The sequence below is a fragment of the Sphaerisporangium aureirubrum genome, assembly GCF_042658925.1.
GTDB lineage: Bacteria > Actinomycetota > Actinomycetes > Streptosporangiales > Streptosporangiaceae > Sphaerisporangium > Sphaerisporangium aureirubrum.
Genome location: NZ_JBHSRF010000022.1, coordinates 1 through 18,861, shown reverse-complemented (window position 1 = coordinate 18,861; position 18,861 = coordinate 1). Strand labels below are relative to the sequence as shown.

Below are 18,861 nucleotides of genomic sequence, written 5' to 3'. Positions count from 1 at the left end.
TCTTCGGCGATCGAGCAGAAAAGTAAAGGTCACATCCGAGGCAAGGGGCCCTGTTCGGCGAGGTCCGGGCACGACCGGCACCGCCTTGACCGGCCGCGCCCCGCGGGTTGACTCGCCCGGGTCGGCACGGCGGAGGCGTCCGGCGATCAGGAAGTCCTCCGATGTCCGGGGTCCGGCGCCGGCTCGGCTCAGGAGCCCTCTTGGGCGGCGGCCTCGGCGACGACGGCCTGGGCGACCTGGCGCATGCTCATGCGGCGGTCCATCGAGGCCTTCTGGATCCAGCGGAACGCCTGCGGCTCGGTCCACCCGTGCTGGGCCATCAGCAGGCCCTTGGCCCGCTCGACGAGCTTGCGGGTCTCCAGCCGCTCGCCGAGCGTGGACACCTCGCGCTCCAGCGCCGCGATCTCCTCGTGCCTGCTGACCGCCATCTCGATCGCCGGGACAAGGTCGGACTTGGTGAACGGCTTGACGAGGTAGGCCATGGCGCCGGCGTCCCTCGCCCGCTCCACCAGGTCGCGTTGGGAGAACGCGGTGAGGATCAGGCAGGGGGCCACCCGTTCCGACACGATGCGCTCGGCGGCGGAGATGCCGTCCAGGATCGGCATCTTGACGTCCAGGATCACGAGATCCGGCCGGCGCTCCATGGCCAGTTTGATCGCCGTCTCGCCGTCTCCCGCCTCACCGACGATGGCATAACCCTCCTCTTCCAGCATCTCCTTCAAATCGAGGCGGATCAGGGCCTCGTCTTCCGCGATCACCACTCGCCGCTGCGTACTCACGACCAAGAGAGTACCGACGTCCGCTAGATTAGGGACACGCGCGGCGAGCGCCCCGATAGACCAACGGCAGAGTCAATGGCCTCAAAATCCATCAAGTGTGGGTTCGAATCCCACTCGGGGCACCGACCGGCGGATCCGCCGGATCCAGCGGCGCCCGCCGGGCCGCCGGGGCCGCGGCAGGCGCCGGCCCGCCGGCGCGGACAGCGAAACGGCCACCACCGGGACCCGCCCGGGGTGGCCGTCGCCAAAGAGGCGGTCAGGCTCCGCTTGAGGACACCGCCGAGCCGATGGTGTGCACGCGCAGCGCGTTGGTGGAGCCGTGGGTTCCGGGCGGGGAGCCCGCCACGATGACGACCTTGTCGCCCTTCTCGCAGCGGCCGGCCGACAGCAGCGCCGACTCGACCTGGCGCACCATGTCGTCGGTGTGGTGGACGAACGGCACCTCGTAGGTCTCCACGCCCCAGGTGAGGGCGAGCTGGCCGCGGACCTCGGAGGCCGAGGTGAAGGCGAGCAGCGGGATCGGCGAGCGGTAGCGCGCCAGCCGCCGGGCGGTCTCCCCCGACATGGTGTACGCGCACAGCGCGCGGGCCCCGACGATCGCGCCGACCTCGGCCGCCGCGCGGGCGATGGCGCCGCCGATGGTCTCGGGCAGGCGGTCGAAGGTGTGGGTGGACTGCAGCGACTCGGCCTCGGCGGCCAGGGCGATGCGGTCCATCGTGGCGACCGACTCGATGGGATAGCTGCCGACCGAGGTCTCGCCGGACAGCATGACCGCGTCGGCGCCGTCCATGACGGCGTAGGCGACGTCGGAGGCCTCGGCGCGGGTGGGGCGGGGGGCGCTCATCATCGAGTCGAGCATCTGGGTGGCGACGATGACGGGGTGGGCCTTCTCGCGGCACATCTCGATGGCGCGGCGCTGCACGATCGGCACCTGCTCCAGCGGGAGCTCCACGCCGAGGTCGCCGCGGGCGACCATGATGCCGTCGAAGGCGTCGACGATCTCGCGGAGGCGCTCGACGGCCTGCGGCTTCTCGATCTTGGCCAGCAGCGGCAGGTGCACGCCCTCCTGGTCCATGATGCTCCGCACCAGGGCGGCGTCGTCGGGGCTGCGCACGAAGGACAGGGCGATCATGTCGAAGCCGGTGCGCAGCGCCCAGCGAAGGTCCTCCTCGTCCTTGTCGGTGAGGGCGGGGGCGGACACCGCGACACCGGGGAGGTTGAGGCCCTTGTTGTCGGAGATCATGCCGCCGACGATGACCTTGGTCACCACGCGCTGCTCGTCGACGGCGGTGGCCTCCAGGACCAGGCGGCCGTCGTCGACCAGGATGCGGTCCCCGGGGCGCACGTCGGCGGGCAGGCCCTCGTACGTCGTGGAGACCAGGTCGCGGTCGCCGGGGACGTCCTCGGTGGTGATCGTGAACATGTCGCCGAACCCGAGCCGCACCGGGCCCTCGGCGAACCGGCCCACCCGGATCTTGGGGCCCTGGAGGTCGGCCAGGACGCCGACCCCGATGCCGAGCTCGGCGGCGGCCTCCCGCACCCGCCCGTGCACTTCTTTGTGGAGCTCGTGGCTCCCGTGGCTGAGGTTGAACCGCGCGACGTTCATGCCCGCGGAGATCAACTCTCGCAGGCGCTCCGGAGAGGAGGTGGCGGGCCCCAGTGTGCAGACAATCTTCGCTCGACGACTCACAAGTCCTACCCTAATTGGTACAGACCACTGGATGGCGGGGAAGTCCCTGGCTACCACCCGGAATCCCCCGAGATCCCCCTTGCGACGATCCCCCATCCGGCGGCGGCCCGGCGTGGCGGCGCGGCCGGATGGACCCCGTGCGGGCCCCGGTCACGACCGACGCGACTCGGGCGACCCAGGTCCACGTTCGTGTTCGTGCGTCTCTCAGGATAAACGCCCCGTACACCTGGGGGTGGCGTGTCCCCCAAGCCGCCCGCGGGCGTTCATTTGTCCGTCACCACCCGGCGGGGCCGCGCGGGCCCCGCCGGGCGGCGGTTCAGCCCTTGGCGGTGGCGGCCCGGTAGGCGTCGACGATGCCGTGGCCGTAGAAGCCGTTCTTGGCCGCCGAGCCCACGCACAGGTGCGTCTCCTCGGTGGCGGGGTAGCGGGTGGAGCCGGTGGCCGGGCACGCGGTGTGGCGCGCCGTGGCGTACAGCAGCTTCTCGACCTTGGCGGGGGCCAGGGTGAGGCCGCCCTTGCCGGGCTTGCCGAAGCGGGCCACCAGGATCGCCGCCACGCCCGCGGCGTGCGGCGAGGCCATCGAGGTGCCGGAGAGGTACTGCCAGTAGGCGCACGAGCCGTGGTGGCACTCGCGCACCACCGAGGACGTGGACGGCCTGCCCGCGGCGTCGATGAGCTTCTGGGCGCGCAGCGCGCGCTTGGGGGCCGGGCCGAGGATCTCGCGCGCCACGCCCTTCAGCGAGGTGCCCGTGTCGGTGGAGTCGCCGCCGGGGGCCGCGAGGTCGGTCTGCTCGTTGCCGTAGTCGGAGTACCAGGCCTTGCGCTTGCTCGGCCCGATCGCGGACACCGAGATGACGCCGCGGGACTCGGCGGGCACGTTGATGCAACTGTTGTCGATGGTGCGCTTGCGCTCGGTCCCCTCGGGGTACCCCGGGCTGGTGTCGTCCACCAGCGGGTGGCCGAGGTCGGTGGACTCGTTGCCGAGCGCGCTGATCAGCGTGACGCCGTGCGCGCGGGCGTAGTCGAGGGCGCGCTGCACGCCGGTGACGATGCCGGCCTGCTGGAGCTGCTCGGCCCGCGAGTCGGCGGGGTTGGCGGCGCAGTTGAAGGTCCACGGGTCGACGAAGAAGCTCATGTTGACCACGTCGACGCCCGCGTCGCCCGCGTAGGTGAGGGCGTCCAGCACCGGCTTGAGGAAGAAGAAGCCCGAGTCCATGCCGGCCCGGATGTTGACCAGCCCCACCCCGGGGGCCACCCCGGCCATGCCGATGCCGTTGATCGGCGCGCCGATGGTGCCGGCGACGTGGGTGCCGTGCCCGTCGTCGTCGACGTCCGCGGGGTCCTTGCAGTTCTTGTACTCGCAGGGGCCGTCGAGCGTCTTGCCGTTCGGGTCGCGCGGGCGGTCCACCACGAAGTTGCGGCTGCGGGCGCGGTCGAAGTTGGCGGCGATGTCGGGGTGGGAGCCGTCCACGCCGGTGTCGATGATGCCGACCAGCACCTTCTTGGTGCCGCGGGCCTTGGCGTAGGACCCGCGCGCGTCGGCGCCGATCATGCGCATGTCCCACTGGCGCCCGGCCAGCGGCTCGCCGGCCGCCGTCCCGGTGAAGGCCTTGGACGACACCTGGGCGGACGCGGCGGTGTCCCCGGACGTACCCGCGGCCACCGGCAGGATCGGCAGCGCCTCGGGCGCGGTGGCCCACTGGGCGGAGGTCAGCGCGGCGGCCGAGCCGACCCTGCGGTTGGCGGTCACGCCGACCACGGACGGGTCGGCGCCCACCCGCTCGGCGAACGCCGGGCCCGCGCCGCGCGCGATCACGTACCCGAGCCGCGCGTCGGCGCCCCTGGCGGAGCCGCCGCCGGCCTCGACGGCGCGCAGGGCCTCCCGCTGCCGCCCCTGGGCGTAGAAGACCAGGTAGTCGCCGCTCTGGGCGGCGACTGCCGTCTCGCCGGCGCGTGGCGCCGGGGAGGCCGTGACCAGCGAGCCCGACATCAGGCATCCCGCCACGAGTGAGCCCGCCATCACGACCGGAACGGCGGCGCCAACGCCCCGCCTGTGCCCCCGCACCATCGACCCTCTCCTCATTCCTCGCCCAGACGAACGAGGCAGCATCATTCTGTGAATCGAGGATCAAAGCAAGTTGCGCAGAAATCCTCCGGCGTTCGCTCCTTTATACACATATGTGATGACAGCCCAGGCGGGAAATCACATAACCCCAATAAACCGGGCGATCACACCAGTGGCCGCGCCGTCGGGGGAATGGCCACGGGCAGGGCGCTCTGACCGGTGAGGTAGCGGTCGACCCCCGCGGCGGCGGAACGGCCCTCCGCGATGGCCCAGACGATCAGCGACTGGCCGCGGCCCATGTCCCCGGCGACGAAGACGCCCTCCACACTCGACATGTACGACGTGTCGCGGGCCACGTTCCCCCGGGCGTCGAAGAACGCCGCCGGGTCGGCGGCCTCGGCCGCCAGGTCCGTCAGCAGCGCGCCCTTCTCCGGGCCCACGAAGCCCATGGCCAGCGTGACCAGCTCGGCCGGGATCTCCCGCTCGCTGCCGGGCACCTGGCGGAACCCGGCGGCCGGGCCCTCCACGTCGACCAGCCGCAGCGCCCGGACGCGTCCCTCGTCGTCGGCGACGAAGCCGGTCGTGGACACCGCGTACACCCGGTCGCCCGCGCCCGCCTCGAGCTCCTCGTGGGCGCTCTCGGTCTTGAACAGCATCGGGTACGTCGGCCAGGGCTGGACGTCCGGCCGCGCGCCCGGCGGCTTCGGCATGATCTCCAGCTGCGTGATCGAGGCCGCGCCCTGGCGCACCGCGGTGCCGATGCAGTCGGCGCCGGTGTCGCCGCCGCCGATCACCACCACGTGCTTGCCCTTGGCCGACACCGGCGACTCGGCCAGGTCGCCCTCCTGCACCTTGTTGGACAGCGGGAGGTACTCCATGGCCTGGTAGACGCCGGCGTGCTCGCGGCCCGCCACCGGCAGGTCCCGCCAGGCGGTGGCGCCGCCGGCCAGCACGACCGCGTCGAACTCCTCGCGCAGCTGTGCCGCCGTGACGTCCACGCCGACGTTGACGCCGGTGCGGAACTCGGTGCCCTCGGCGCGCATCTGCGCCAGGCGCCGGTCCAGGTGGCGCTTCTCCATCTTGAACTCGGGGATGCCGTAGCGCAGCAGCCCGCCGATCCTGTCGGCGCGCTCGAACACCACGACGTCGTGCCCGGCCCGGGTGAGCTGCTGCGCGGCGGCCAGCCCGGCCGGGCCGGAGCCGATCACGGCGACCCGCCTGCCGGTCCTGGTGGCCGGCGGCTGCGGCGTCACCCAGCCCTCGGCGAAGGCCCGGTCGATGATCTCGACCTCGACCCGCTTGATCGCCACCGGGTCGGAGTTGATGCCGAGCACGCACGCCGACTCGCACGGAGCCGGGCACAGGCGCCCGGTGAACTCCGGGAAGTTGTTGGTGGCGTGCAGCCGCTCGATCGCCTCGGCCCAGTCGTCCCGGTAGACGAGGTCGTTCCACTCGGGGATGAGGTTCCCGAGCGGGCAGCCGTTGTGACAGAACGGGATGCCGCAGTCCATGCAGCGCGCGGCCTGCCGGGTGAGGGCGGGCGCGGGGAAGTCCTCGTAGACCTCACGCCAGTCGCGGATGCGGACGTCGACCGGGCGGCGCGCCGGCAGCTCGCGCGCGTGCGCCAGGAAACCCTTGGGGTCGGCCATCGGTGTACCTCCCTTGTCAGCCGTGCGAGGCGGCCATGACCGCCTCGTCGATGTCCCGGCCCTCGGCGCGCGCGACCGCGGCGGCCTCGAGCACCCTCTTGTAGTCGGTCGGCATGATCTTGCCGAACCGCGTCAGCGTGCCGTCCCAGTCGTCCAGCAGCGCCTTGGCCACCGTGGAGCCGGTCTCGGCCAGGTGGCGTTCCACGACGTCGCGCAGGAACTCCGAGTCCTGCTCGGTGAGCTCCTCGACGGCGACCATCTCGCGGTTGACCCGCACCGGATCAAGGTCCAGCACGTAGGCGACGCCGCCCGACATGCCGGCCGCGAAGTTGCGTCCGGTCGCGCCGAGCACGATCACCCGGCCGCCGGTCATGTACTCGCACCCATGGTCGCCGACGCCCTCCACCACGGCGGTGGCGCCGGAGTTGCGGACGCAGAACCGCTCGCCCATCACGCCCCGGACGAACGCCTCGCCGGACGTGGCGCCGTACAGGCCGACGTTGCCCGCGATGACCTGCGTCTCGGCGCTGAACGGCGCGTCGGGGTGCGGGCGCACCGTGATCCGGCCGCCGGACAGGCCCTTGGCGAGGTAGTCGTTGGCGTCGCCGGTGAGCCGCAGGGTGATGCCCTTCGGCAGGAAGGCGCCGAAGGAGTTGCCCGCCGACCCGGTGAAGGTGACGTCGATGGTGTTGTCGGGCAGCCCCGCCCCGGCGTACCGGCTGGTCACCTGGTGGCCGAGCATGGTGCCGACCGTGCGGTTGACGTTGCGGATGGGAAGGTCCAGCGTCACGCGGTCGCCGTACTTCAGCGCGCCCTCGGCCAGCTGGATCAGCGTGTTGTCCAGCGCCTTCTCCAGGCCGTGGTCCTGCGCCACGGTGCGGTGCAGCGGCGTGCCCTCCGGCAGCGACGGCACGTGCAGGATGGGCGACAGGTCCAGTCCGGACGCCTTCCAGTGGTCCTCGGCGGCCGTGGTGTCCAGGATCTCGGCGTGCCCGACGGCCTCCTCGATCGAGCGGAAGCCGAGCGCCGCGAGGTACTCGCGGACCTCCGCGGCGACGAACTCGAAGAAGTTGACCACGAACTCCGGCTTGCCGGCGAACCGCTTGCGCAGCTCGGGGTTCTGCGTGGCCACGCCGACCGGGCAGGTGTCCAGGTGGCAGACGCGCATCATCACGCAGCCGGACACCACCAGCGGCGCGGTGGCGAAGCCGAACTCCTCGGCGCCGAGCAGCGCGGCGACCATCACGTCACGGCCGGTCTTGAGCTGGCCGTCGGCCTGGACCACGATGCGGTCGCGCAGGCCGTTGAGCAGCAGGGTCTGCTGGGTCTCGGCCAGGCCGAGCTCCCACGGCGCGCCCGCGTGCTTGATCGACGTCAGCGGCGAGGCGCCGGTGCCGCCGTCGTGGCCCGAGATGAGCACGACGTCGGCGTGGGCCTTGCTGACCCCGGCGGCCACGGTGCCGACCCCGACCTCGGCGACCAGCTTGACGTGCACGCGGGCCTGCGGGTTGGAGTTCTTCAGGTCGTGGATGAGCTGGGCGAGGTCCTCGATCGAGTAGATGTCGTGGTGCGGCGGCGGCGAGATGAGGCCGACGCCGGGCGTGGAGTGCCGGGTCTTGGCGATCCACGGGTACACCTTGTGGCCGGGCAGCTGGCCGCCCTCGCCGGGCTTGGCGCCCTGGGCCATCTTGATCTGCAGGTCCGCCGCGTTGACCAGGTACTCGCTGGTCACGCCGAACCGGCCGGAGGCCACCTGCTTGATGGCGCTGCGCCGCGCCGGGTCGTGCAGGCGGTCGGGGTCCTCGCCGCCCTCGCCGGTGTTGGACTTGCCGCCGAGGCGGTTCATCGCGATGGCGATGGTCTCGTGCGCCTCCAGGGAGATCGACCCGTAGGACATCGCGCCGGTGGAGAATCGCTTGACGATGCTCTCGACCGGCTCGACCTCCTCCAGCGGCACCGGCGGGCGCACGCCCTCGCGCAGCCGGAACAGGCCGCGCAGGGTCATGAGCTTCTCCGCCTGCTCGTCCACCAGCCCGGTGTACTGCTTGAAGATCTCGTACCGCCGGGTGCGGGTGGCGTGCTGGAGCCGGAACACCGTCTCGGGGTTGAACAGGTGCGGCTCGCCCTCGCGGCGCCACTGGTACTCGCCGCCGACGTCCAGGCGGCGGTGGGCGTTCTCGGCGCGCGGGTAGGCCCGCAGGTGGCGCAGGCGCGCCTCCTCGGCCAGCACGTCGAAGCCGACGCCGCCGAGGCGCGAGGTGGTGCCGACGAAGCAGGCGTCGACGACCTCCTGGCCGAGGCCGAGCGCCTCGAAGATCTGCGCGCCGGTGTAGGAGGCCACCGTGGACACGCCCATCTTGGACATGATCTTCAGGACGCCCTTGCCGTACGCCTTGATCAGGTTGCGCACCGCGGTCCTCGGCTCCAGGGTCAGCTCGCCCCTGGCCGTCATGTCCTCGACGGTCTCGATCGCCAGGTACGGGTTGACCGCGGAGGCGCCGTACCCGATGAGCAGCGCCATGTGGTGGCACTCGCGGGCCTCGCCGGTCTCGACGACCAGGCCCACCCGGGTGCGGGACTTCTCGTGGATCAGGTGGTGGTGCACCGCGCCGGTGAGCATCAGCGACGGGATGGGGGCCAGGCGGGGGTCGGAGCCGCGGTCGGTGAGCACGATGATGCGCGCCCCGCCGCGGATCGCCTCCGAGACCTCGGCGCAGATCTCCTCAAGACGGTGCAGCAGCCCTTCGCCGCCGCTGGCCACCTCGTACAGGCCGGAGACCACGTGCGGCTGGAAGCCGGGCAGCGCGCCTTCGTCGTTGATGTGGATGATCTTGGCGAGCTCGGCGTTGTCGATCACCGGGTACGGCAGCACCAGGCGGCGGCAGGACGCCGAACCGGGGGCCAGCAGGTTGCCCTCCGGGCCGATCGTGGTCTGCAGGGACGTGACCAGCTCCTCGCGGATCGCGTCCAGCGGCGGGTTGGTGACCTGGGCGAACAGCTGGCTGAAGTAGTCGAACAGCAGCCGGGGCTTGTCGCTCAGCACGGCGACCGGCGAGTCGGTGCCCATCGAGCCGATCGGCTCGGCGCCCGAGCGGGCCATCGGGGCGAGGATGATCCGCAGCTCCTCCTCGGTGTACCCGAAGGTCTGCTGCCGCTTGACCAGCGCCTCGTGGGTGACGATCGGGCGGTCGCGCTCGGGAAGCTCCTCGAAGCGCACCAGGCCCGCGTGCAGCCACTCGCCGTACGGCAGCTCGGCCGCCAGCTCGGCCTTGATCTCGTCGTCCTCGATGATCGTGCCGCGGGTGGTGTCGACGAGGAACATCTTGCCGGGCTGCAGCCGTCCCTTGCGGACCACCCTGGACGGCTCGATGTCCAGCACGCCGGCCTCCGAGGCCAGCACGACCAGGCCGTCGTCGGTCACCCAGAAGCGGCCGGGGCGCAGGCCGTTGCGGTCCAGCACCGCGCCGACCAGGGTGCCGTCGCTGAACGTGATCGACGCCGGGCCGTCCCACGCCTCCATCGAGGTGGAGTGGTACTCGTAGAACGCGCGCCGCGCCGGGTCCATCTCGGCGTGGTTCTCCCACGCCTCGGGAATCATCATCAGCACCGCGTGCGGCAGGCTGCGGCCGCCGAGGTGCAGCAGCTCCAGGCACTCGTCGAACGACGCGGTGTCGGAGGCGTCCGGGTCGCAGATCGGGAAGAGCCTGGCCAGGTCGCCGGGGATGAGGTCGGTGGCCAGCATGGCCTCGCGGGCCCGCATCCAGTTGCGGTTGCCCTTGACCGTGTTGATCTCGCCGTTGTGCGCGACGTACCGGTACGGGTGGGCCAGCGGCCACGACGGGAAGGTGTTGGTGGAGAAGCGCGAGTGGACCAGCGCGATGGCGCTGGTGTAGCTCTCGTCCGACAGGTCGGGGAAGAACGGCTCCAGCTGCGGCGTGGTCAGCATGCCCTTGTAGACGATGGTCCGGCACGACAGCGAGGGGAAGTAGACGTCCACCTCGTGCTCGGCGCGCTTGCGCAGGCAGAAGACCCGGCGGTCCAGCGTTACGCCGCTCTCGCCGTCCGGCGAGCCGACGAACAGCTGGTGGAAGGCCGGCATGACGGCGCGGGCGCTCGGCCCGGCGTGCGCGGTGTCGACGGGGACCTCACGCCAGCCGAGGACCGTCAGGCCCTCCTCCGCGGCGATCTCCTCGATCATGCGGACGCCGATCGCGCGGGCCTCCTCGTCGACCGGCAGGAAGGCGATCCCGGCGGCGTACGACCCGGCCGGGGGAAGGGGGAAGTCGACGTTGGCGCGCAGGAAGGCGTCGGGGATCTGCGTCAGGATGCCGGCGCCGTCGCCGGTGTCCGGTTCGCTACCCTTGGCCCCTCGGTGATCGAGATTGCACAGCGCCGTCAGGGCCTTCGCGACGATGTCGTGGCTGCGACGTCCTTGTACGTCGGCGACCATCGCGACACCGCAGGAGTCGTGCTCCTGCGAGGGGTGGTATAGGCCCTGGGGCTCGGGGAGACCGAGGCGGGCAGCAGGCATTGAATCCCTCCCGTCGTCTTCGTCTGCTTCGTCGGTATTGGCGAGTGCAGGCAAGAGGGACGACGTTGGCCCTGCTGCTGTATGAGGTGTGTAGAGACTACCGCACCCTGCCGGAATACTGCCCGCCAGGGGGGAATCGCGAACATTCACCATGTGGATGGGCTCTGTGGTGGCCTCATCATGCGTCCCCGGCCGAACCATGGAACGAACCACAGGTAAACGTTATTCCACCGGATTAGGTCCTTAACCCTTCATATTCCGGTCCGTACCAGGTCAAGAGCTCTCTCCCCCGGCCGCGTCCAGCACCCGGCGCTGCGCGAATCCGCCCAGTGTGTCCAAGGCCACCTGCGGGAACGCGAGGTCCGCGGCTCCCGCGCCGGCCGCGCCGACCCAGTTCACCACCACGAAGTGGCCGAGGGCGCGGGCCTGAGCCCGGCTGCGGGCCGGGTCGAACGACGCGGACTGCCCGGGGGCCGGGCGCAGGAAACCGCCACGGCGCGCGGGGTTCAGCGCCGCGACCAGGCGGTCGGCCGCCGCGCCGTCCGGCAGGTCGAACACGGCGTACTGCCCGGAGAGCAGGCCGTCGCCGCTGACGTAACCCGCCCGCACCACCCGCGCGCACCCCGCGGCGGCCGCGGTGACCCCGCTCCCCCACAGCGCGCTCCCGCAGTCGGCGGACGCCTCGGTGCCGCGGCGCTCCATGGTCACGCCCTCGGCGGTGAGGCGCGCCGACGGCGGGCCGAACACCTCGGCCACCGTCAGCGGCCGGGGATCGGAGCTCCGGGAGGTGATCGGCGCGTACAGCGCCGAGGTGGGCTCGCCGCGGAACGCCGCCGGGCTCGGGCCGGTCTCGGGGCGGGTGACGGCGAACAGCGCCGCACCGCCCCCCGCCAGCACCGCGAGGGCGGTCACGGTGATCCACACGCGGGCGGACATCGGCCGCCTACCCGGCCGCCGGGGAGGATGACGGTCCGGTCACCGCGACCACACGGCGGTAGACCGCCTTCTCACCGGCCCGGACGGCAAGAGTCAGCGTGACGAAGTCGTCCTTCGCCGTCGGCTCGCGGCCGTCGGCCCTGGCCACCCAGACGAACCCGGCGTAGTGCCCCATCGCGTACCCGCTGCCCTCGGCGTAGCCGTCGGTGCCGAACGCCGCGGCGTCGGACTCCAGCGCCCGCACCCAGCCGCCCCCCCGGTAGAGGGTGGCCATCTGCTGCACGAAGTCGCCGGCGGCCTTGGCGTTCGCCATGTTGAACAGGGTGTACTGCGCGACGTACCTGCGGTCGGCGCTGAGGTACAGCCCGCGGACCGCCTGGGAGCAGCCGGTGCCCGCCAGCCGGGCCAGGGCGCTGCCGCCCCACATGGCGGGGGCGCAGGAGTCCAGCCGGCGGTTCAGCAGCTTCAGGGTGAGCTTGTCGCTCCTGACGGTCTTGACGGCGAAGACCTCCTCCGCGCGCAGCGGCGTGCGGTCGGCCGCGCGGTCGGCTATCGGGCCGAACAGCGCGGGCGACGGCCACGCCTGGTACTCCTCGGGGTGGGGCAGGCCGATGTCGGCGGCGGAGCCCTGCTCGGGAACGGGATCGCGCACGCCGAGACGGCTGACCACGAAGGTCAGGGCGGTCCCGCCGATCAGCACCACCAGGATCACGACCACCGCCGTCAGGATGCGCTGCTGCCGCTCGTTCAGTCCCCGCTCGGACAGAGCGGGGACGTCGAACGAGGCTTTGCGCCTCTTGCTGCGCGCGCTCACCGAACGCCGGTACCCCTGATACCGCCCCTCGTCATCGAGTGCTCGCCTCCGGGCCGGCCGCCCGGGCCGGCACCTCGCCGGCGTCCGCCTGGTCCGCCGGATGCGCCGGGTCGGCCGACTCGCCGTCACCGAGCACAGGCCCCACCACCGGCCCCTGGCCGGTCTCGGACCCCACGTCCGCCTGGTCCGCCGGATGCGCCGGGTCGGCGGACTCGCCGTCGCCGAGCACCGGCCCCACCACCGGGCCCTGGCCGGTCTCGGACCCCACGTCCGCCTGGTCGGCGGGGTGCGCGGGGTCGGCCGGGTCCTGGTCGAGCACGGGGATCGGCGCGGGGCCGGGCTTGCCGTCCGCGTCGCCCTTGTCGCCCGCGTCCTCCGCGTCGCCGGGGCCCGCCGTCTCGCCTGTCTTCCCGGTCCCCCCGGGGCCGTCCCCGGTGTCCTCCGGGGCCCGCTCGGCCTCCGCGGCCTTGGAGAGCAGCACCTGCTCGATCTCCTCGGCGTCGGCCTGGTCGGCGCCGTGGGCCTGGTCGGGCGCCTCGTCGTCGCCGATCTGCGGGACGACGATCTCCGGGGTGGTCTTGTCCCTGGTGAGATAGATGTACACCAGGGCGCCGATGAAGATGACGATCGAGGTCCATTGGTTCAGCCGCAGGCCGAGGATCTCGTGCGCCGGGTCGACCCGCAGGCCCTCGATCCAGAACCGGCCGAGGGTGTACCCGGCCACGTACACCGCGAACAGGCGGCCGTGGTGCAGGACGTACCGGCGGGCGACCAGCACCAGCACCGCGGCGAGCGCCAGGTCCCACAGGGACTCGTACAGGAACGCCGGGTGGTAGGTGGACACGCCGGGGATGGTGCCGGGGCGCCCGGGGTCGATCTCCAGACCCCACGGCAGGGTGGTCGGGCCGCCGAACAACTCCTGGTTGAAGTAGTTCCCCCAGCGGCCGATGGCCTGGGCCACCGCGATGCCTGGGGCGACGGCGTCGGCCACCGCCGACAGCGAGATGCCGCGGCGGCGGCAGGCGATCCACACGCCGACGGCGCCGAGCGCGATGGCGCCCCAGATGCCGAGCCCGCCGTTCCAGATGTACAGGGCGTCGATCGGCCGGTTCGGGGCGTCGGGCGCGAAGTACAGCTGCCAGTCGGTGATGACGTGGTAGAGCCGCCCGCCGACCAGGCCGAACGGCACGGCCCAGACGGCGAGATCGGTGATGGTTCCCGGCTCGCCGCCGCGGGCGCGCCAGCGGCGCTCGCCGATCCAGACGGCGGCGATGACGCCGAGCACGATGCAAAGAGCGTACGCCCGCAGGGGGATCGGTCCGAGGTACCAGACCCCTTCGGACGGGCTGGGAATGGAGGCCAGGGGCATGTCAGGTGACGTTACCGCGTCCCGGCCCGCTTCGCGGCATCAAGCACCGCCTGGCGCAGCGCCGACGGCGAGAAGGCGACCTTGTTGTTCATCTCCGCGCCGTCCAGTCGCAGCGTGGGAGTGCCCTGGGTGACCAGGCGAGCGTCGATGACCTTCTTGGTGAACGCGGCCTGAGCCTGAGCGTGTTTCACGGACGTCACGCACGCGGAGAAGCCCGGGGCGGTCACCCCGGAGTCCTTGCCCCACGCGATCAGATCGGCGATGGCGAAGCCCTTGGAGGTCTCCGGCGGCTGCTCCTTGAACAGCCGGTCGTGGAAGGCCATCCACTGCCTGCCGTCCGGGACGCACCGGGCGGCCGAGGAGGCGCGCATGGTGTTCCCGCTCGCGGGCTCCTCGCTGAAGATGGTGATGGGGTGGTACACGACCTTCACCAGCCCCTCGGCGGCCATGTTCTTGACGGTGGCGGCGCTGGCCCGCTCGAAGGCCTGGCAGGCCGGGCACTGGAAGTCCTCGTAGATGTCCAGGACGGGCTTGCTCACGCCCGCGCGCGCCATGACGACCGTGCCGTCGCCCTGGACGGCGATCGGGGCGAGGTTCGCCGTGGGGGCCTCCGACATGCCGGACTGGACGTACCACCAGCCGCCGCCGAGCACCGCGAGCACCGCCGCCGCGGCGGCGGAGACGGTGATCAGCCGCCTGCGCCGGTCCCGGCGGCGGTCCGCCTCACGCTGGGTCTTGATCCGCTCGCGGGCGGAGAGCTCTCTCGCGGCCTTGCTCATCAGGGGTTCTCCCTTCACACCGGGCTCGGCGCGCCCAGCCCGTCGCCATCGTCACCTTCGGCACCGCCACCGCCGCCCGCGACGCGAGGTTCACGGCTACCGACCAGGCCGAGGGCCGAGTCGAGCGAGAAGCGCCCCGGACCGAACCAGAGGATCCAGGCACCCAGCAGGAAGAGCCCCGCGTCGCGCAGGAGCTCCCAGAGGTAGCTCGGATCCTGTCCGGCGCCGAGCTGCCCGCCACCGCCGAAACAGCCGCAGTCGATGCGCAGGCCGCGCGCCCACGCGGAGGCGATGCCGACCACGAAGGCCAGCATGAGCAGCGCGGAGACCGCACCCGCCGCACGCGTGAGAAGCCCGACGACAAGCAACACCCCTACGACGATCTCGATGATCGGCAGGCCGTAGCCCACCGCGGTGGCGACCGATTCCGGCAGCAGCTCATAGGCCTTGACGGCCTGGACGGACAGCGCCGGCGTGCCGATCTTCAACCAGCCCGCGACGATGAGCACCCCGGCCACCACGAGCCTGGCGACGGTCGTCACCCAGGGTACCGCCTGCAGCACGGTGCGTGATCTCATCGGCACGACCCCATCGGTGTCATCGATGTCTCCTTGTTCAGCCAGGTCCCGGCACGGGACGGCCGTCACCGCGCCGAGGGGGTGCCGTCCGGCCGTCCACATGAGCCCGCGTCAGCGAGCCGCCACCCGGCGCTCTCGCCGTAGGCTACCGGCTGCCCAGCCCATCACGACCCCGATAAGCGCCGGGTAAACGATCGTGTCCACCCACGTCCGGGAACACCCGGAGGGTGATCGGGCCCATCCCGCCGGAGCGGATCGCCCCTGGCTGTACGCCAGGTGCGCCTCGGCGTGCCGCGCGTCGAATGTGCGTCCCGGAGCCCCGCGCCGGACGGTGCGGGGCCCTGGGTCAGGCGCGGACGCCCGTCGCCAGCTCGTCCGCGAGTTCGCGGACCGCGTCGAGGCCTTCGGACTCGCTGGGGGCGTCGAGGATGCGGCGGATGAAGGCCGAGCCGACGATCACGCCGTCGGCGTAGGCGGCCACCTCGGCGGCCTGGGCGCCGGTGCCGACGCCGAGACCGACGCACACCGGGAGGTCGGTGTGGGCCTTGGTGCGCTTCACCAGGCCCTCGGCGGCGGAGCTGACGCTGGTGCGTGCGCCGGTGACGCCCATCAGCGAGGCGGCGTACACGAAGCCGGTGCAGCACTCGGCGACGGCCCTGATGCGCTCGTCGGTGGAACTGGGGGCGACCAGGAAGACGGTGTCGAGGCCCGCGCCCGCGGCGGCCGCACGCCACGGCCCGGCCTCCTCGGGGGTGAGGTCGGGGGTGATGACACCCGCCCCGCCCGCCTCGGCGAGCTCGCGCGCGAAACGCTCGGTGCCGTAGCGGTCGATGGGGTTCCAGTACGTCATGACCAGCACCGCGGCGCCGGACGCCGCCACGCCCTCGACGGTGCGCATCACGTCGGCGATGCGGGTGCCGTTGGTCAGCGCGCGGTGCACCGCGTCCTGGATGGTGGGGCCGTCCATCAGCGGATCGGAGTAGGGCAGGCCGATCTCGATGACGTCACACCCGGCCTCCACCATGGCTGTCGCGGCGGCGACGGCGCCCTCCTTGGTGGGGAAGCCGGCCGGGAGGTATCCGATGAGCGCGGCGCGCCGGTCGGCCTTGGCCTTCTCGAACACCGTCTGCAGAGTCGTCATGTCAGGTTGTCCCGTTTGCCAGGTGGGCCGAAATCACAGGTTGAAGTACTTCATCGCGGTGCCCATGTCCTTGTCGCCGCGGCCGGAGAGGTTGACCAGGATGGTCGCCTCGGGGCCGAGCTCCCGGCCGAGCTTGGCGGCGCCCGCCAGGGCGTGCGCCGACTCGATGGCCGGGATGATGCCCTCGGTGCGGGCGAGCAGAGAGAACGCCTCCATGGCCTCGGCGTCGGTGACGCCGTGGTAGGTGGCGCGGCCGGAGTCCTTGAGCCAGGCGTGCTCGGGGCCGACCCCGGGGTAGTCGAGGCCCGCGGAGATCGAGTGGGACTCGATGGTCTGGCCCTCGTCGTCCTGCAGGACGTAGGTGCGCGAGCCGTGCAGCACGCCGATCGAGCCCTCGGTGAGCGTGCAGGCGTGCTCGCCGGACTCGACGCCGTGGCCGGCGGCCTCGTAGCCGTGCAGCGCGACATCGGGGTCGCCGATGAAGGCGTGGAAGACGCCGATGGCGTTGGAGCCGCCGCCGACGGCCGCGCAGACGGCGTCGGGCAGCCGCCCGGTGAGCTCCAGGACCTGGCGGCGCGCCTCGACGCCGATGATGCGCGCGAAGTCGCGGACCATCTCGGGGAAGGGGTGCGGGCCCGCCACGGTGCCGAAGAGGTAGTGGGTGGTGTCGACGTTGGTCACCCAGTCGCGGAACGCCTCGTTGATGGCGTCCTTGAGGGTGCGGCTGCCGTTGGCGACCGGGACGACGGTCGCGCCGAGGAGCTTCATGCGGGCGACGTTCAGCGCCTGGCGCTCGCAGTCGACCTCGCCCATGTAGACGACGCACTCGAGGCCCATCAGCGCGCAGGCGGTGGCGGTGGCCACGCCGTGCTGCCCGGCGCCGGTCTCGGCGATCACGCGGGTCTTGCCGAGGCGCTTGGTGAGCAGCGCCTGGCCCAGCACGTTGTTGATCTTGTGGGCGCCGGTGTGGGTGAGGTCCTCGCGCTTGAGCAGCACGCGGGCGCCGCCCGCGGTCTCGGCGAACCTGCGGACCTCGGTGATGGTGGTCGGCCGGCCGGCGTACGTGCGCAGCAGGTGGTCGAACTCGCGCAGGAAGCCCACGTCGGCCTTGGCCTCGGCGTACGTGCGCGCCACCTCGTCCAGGGCCGGGATCAGGGCCTCGGGCACGAAACGGCCGCCGAAGACGCCGAAGCGGCCGTGGATGTCGGGGTCGTCGCCCAACGGGCCGCCGCCGGCGAGGTCGGCCGCGGTGATCAGGGGGCCTTCTGCGATCGTCACTGCTGCCTCTCAGGTCCGGGTCCGTTGTCGAGCCGCGACGCGGGGTGGGCGCCCGCGGTGACCAGATCGACCACGGCGGCCCTGGGGTCCTTGCCGGTGACCAGGCTCTCCCCGACGAGCACGGCGTCGGCGCCGGCCCTGGCGTAGGCCAGCAGGTCATGCGGGCCGCGGACGCCGGACTCGGCGATCTTGATGACGCCGTCCGGGATCTTGGGCGCCAGCATGGAGAATATCTCGCGATCGACCTGAAGGGTCTTCAGATCGCGGGCGTTCACTCCGATGATCTTGGCTCCGGCGTCCAGGGCGCGGGACAGCTCGTCCTCGTCGTGCACCTCGACCAGCGGCGTCAGGCCGATCGACTCGGCGCGCTCGATCAGGGAGACCAGGGCGTTCTGGTCGAGCGCCGCCACGATGAGCAGCACCAGGTCCGCGCCGTAGGCCCGCGCCTCCCACAGCTGGTAGGAGGTGACCACGAAGTCCTTGCGCAGGATGGGGATGTCGACGGCCGCGCGCACCGCGGCGAGGTCGGCGAGGCTGCCGCCGAACCTGCGGCCCTCGGTCAGCACGCTGATCACGTGCGCGCCGCCGGCCTCGTAGTCGGCGGCGAGCGCCGCGGGGTCCGCGATGGCGGCCAGCGCGCCCTTGGACGGGCTGGAGCGCTTGACCTCGGCGATGACCGACACCTTGTCGCCGCCGAGGGCGGCGTACGCGTCCCTGGCCGCCGGGGCCAGCCGTGTGCGGTCCTTGAGCTCCGCCAGCGACACGGACCGCTCGCGCTCGGCGAGGTCGGCCCGCACCCCTTCCAAGATCTCGTCGAGCACGCTCACTTGATCTCCTCGCTTGGCTCGCTCACCCGAACAGGGTCCCCTCCGGTCGACGCCCGCGGGCCTTGGACGCCTCACCCGCGCGATCGGCTCGATCGACTCGGGGGCCTGATCCTCACCCGACCTTGCCCTGCCGATGGTATCGGGCTAATCACCGTCACCTCGCCACAGGGGTGGCCGACCGGGAAAAGTTAGGGGGCCAGGAAAGCCGCGAAAGGCAGATTCCTCACAACCCAGTAGACAATGAGAAGTGCCAGGAAGCCCCATATCCACACCCCCCCGAGACGAGGCACCCGCATCCCCCGCCCCCGCCACGCCCGGACCACCCAGTCCCCCCACCAGAGCAGCAGCAACGGGATCATCACCACCAGAAGCGGATTGAACCCCACCGCCGCCCCCACGTCCCCCCGCGTGAGCGCGTGCACCGC

At 72.1% G+C, this 18,861-nt stretch carries 14 protein-coding genes and 1 tRNA gene; 1 reads left to right on the top strand and 14 read right to left on the bottom strand.

Annotated features, from left to right (window positions below):
• Nucleotides 1-188: 188 nt before the first annotated feature.
• A complete protein-coding gene (locus ACFP1K_RS16905; protein ID WP_380753775.1) occupies nucleotides 189-779 on the bottom strand; it encodes an ANTAR domain-containing response regulator in 591 nt (196 codons plus the stop codon).
• A gap of 49 nt (nucleotides 780-828) precedes the next feature.
• Here ACFP1K_RS16905 and ACFP1K_RS16900 point away from each other — a divergent pair.
• Nucleotides 829-901: transfer RNA gene (locus ACFP1K_RS16900), tRNA-Leu, on the top strand.
• Between the two features lie 134 nt (nucleotides 902-1,035).
• Here the strand turns inward: ACFP1K_RS16900 and pyk are convergent.
• From pyk to ACFP1K_RS16835, 13 genes are all read right to left on the bottom strand, one after another.
• Nucleotides 1,036-2,469 carry a pyruvate kinase gene (gene pyk, locus ACFP1K_RS16895; RefSeq protein ID WP_380753773.1) on the bottom strand — a complete coding sequence of 478 codons (1,434 nt, stop codon included), beginning with the start codon at nucleotides 2,467-2,469 and terminating at the stop codon, nucleotides 1,036-1,038.
• A gap of 316 nt (nucleotides 2,470-2,785) precedes the next feature.
• On the bottom strand, nucleotides 2,786-4,459 hold the full coding sequence (locus ACFP1K_RS16890; protein ID WP_380753770.1) for a S8 family peptidase: 1,674 nt from the start codon (nucleotides 4,457-4,459) through the stop codon (nucleotides 2,786-2,788).
• A gap of 239 nt (nucleotides 4,460-4,698) precedes the next feature.
• Nucleotides 4,699-6,183: a glutamate synthase subunit beta gene (locus ACFP1K_RS16885; RefSeq protein ID WP_380753767.1), complete on the bottom strand. Its 1,485-nt coding sequence runs from the start codon at nucleotides 6,181-6,183 to the stop codon at nucleotides 4,699-4,701.
• A 16-nt stretch (nucleotides 6,184-6,199) separates the two neighbouring features.
• A complete protein-coding gene (gltB, locus tag ACFP1K_RS16880) occupies nucleotides 6,200-10,714 on the bottom strand; it encodes a glutamate synthase large subunit (protein WP_380753764.1) in 4,515 nt (1,504 codons plus the stop codon).
• Between the two features lie 273 nt (nucleotides 10,715-10,987).
• The gene (locus ACFP1K_RS16875) at nucleotides 10,988-11,650 is read right to left on the bottom strand and encodes a hypothetical protein (protein ID WP_380753761.1); all 663 of its coding nucleotides are present in this window, start codon (nucleotides 11,648-11,650) and stop codon (nucleotides 10,988-10,990) included.
• A 7-nt stretch (nucleotides 11,651-11,657) separates the two neighbouring features.
• Nucleotides 11,658-12,464: a hypothetical protein gene (locus ACFP1K_RS16870; protein WP_380753758.1), complete on the bottom strand. Its 807-nt coding sequence runs from the start codon at nucleotides 12,462-12,464 to the stop codon at nucleotides 11,658-11,660.
• Between the two features lie 31 nt (nucleotides 12,465-12,495).
• Entirely contained in the window at nucleotides 12,496-13,833 is a 1,338-nt protein-coding gene (lgt, locus tag ACFP1K_RS16865; RefSeq protein ID WP_380753755.1) for a prolipoprotein diacylglyceryl transferase, read from the bottom strand.
• Between the two features lie 11 nt (nucleotides 13,834-13,844).
• The gene (locus ACFP1K_RS16860; RefSeq protein WP_380753752.1) at nucleotides 13,845-14,612 is read right to left on the bottom strand and encodes a DsbA family protein; all 768 of its coding nucleotides are present in this window, start codon (nucleotides 14,610-14,612) and stop codon (nucleotides 13,845-13,847) included.
• A gap of 14 nt (nucleotides 14,613-14,626) precedes the next feature.
• Nucleotides 14,627-15,259, bottom strand: a complete 633-nt coding sequence (locus ACFP1K_RS16855) for a MauE/DoxX family redox-associated membrane protein (protein ID WP_380753749.1) — start codon at nucleotides 15,257-15,259, stop codon at nucleotides 14,627-14,629.
• Nucleotides 15,260-15,536: 277 nt separating this feature from the next.
• The gene (trpA, locus tag ACFP1K_RS16850; RefSeq protein WP_380753746.1) at nucleotides 15,537-16,331 is read right to left on the bottom strand and encodes a tryptophan synthase subunit alpha; all 795 of its coding nucleotides are present in this window, start codon (nucleotides 16,329-16,331) and stop codon (nucleotides 15,537-15,539) included.
• 33 nt (nucleotides 16,332-16,364) lie between these two features.
• Entirely contained in the window at nucleotides 16,365-17,552 is a 1,188-nt protein-coding gene (trpB, locus tag ACFP1K_RS16845) for a tryptophan synthase subunit beta (protein ID WP_449329154.1), read from the bottom strand.
• Between the two features lie 53 nt (nucleotides 17,553-17,605).
• The gene (gene trpC, locus ACFP1K_RS16840; RefSeq protein ID WP_380753744.1) at nucleotides 17,606-18,436 is read right to left on the bottom strand and encodes an indole-3-glycerol phosphate synthase TrpC; all 831 of its coding nucleotides are present in this window, start codon (nucleotides 18,434-18,436) and stop codon (nucleotides 17,606-17,608) included.
• Between the two features lie 188 nt (nucleotides 18,437-18,624).
• The coding region (locus ACFP1K_RS16835) for a DUF2752 domain-containing protein (protein WP_380753741.1) at nucleotides 18,625-18,861 on the bottom strand (237 nt) is incomplete at its 5' end.

Coding starts and splice junctions, on each gene's coding strand:
- ACFP1K_RS16890 (WP_380753770.1), bottom strand. CDS start 4,459: ATGTCGGGCTCGCTGGTCACGGCCTCCCCGGCGCCACGCGCCGGCGAG.
- ACFP1K_RS16885 (WP_380753767.1), bottom strand. CDS start 6,183: ATGGCCGACCCCAAGGGTTTCCTGGCGCACGCGCGCGAGCTGCCGGCG.
- gltB (WP_380753764.1), bottom strand. CDS start 10,714: ATGCCTGCTGCCCGCCTCGGTCTCCCCGAGCCCCAGGGCCTATACCAC.
- ACFP1K_RS16875 (WP_380753761.1), bottom strand. CDS start 11,650: ATGTCCGCCCGCGTGTGGATCACCGTGACCGCCCTCGCGGTGCTGGCG.
- lgt (WP_380753755.1), bottom strand. CDS start 13,833: ATGCCCCTGGCCTCCATTCCCAGCCCGTCCGAAGGGGTCTGGTACCTC.
- ACFP1K_RS16860 (WP_380753752.1), bottom strand. CDS start 14,612: ATGAGCAAGGCCGCGAGAGAGCTCTCCGCCCGCGAGCGGATCAAGACC.
- trpA (WP_380753746.1), bottom strand. CDS start 16,331: ATGACGACTCTGCAGACGGTGTTCGAGAAGGCCAAGGCCGACCGGCGC.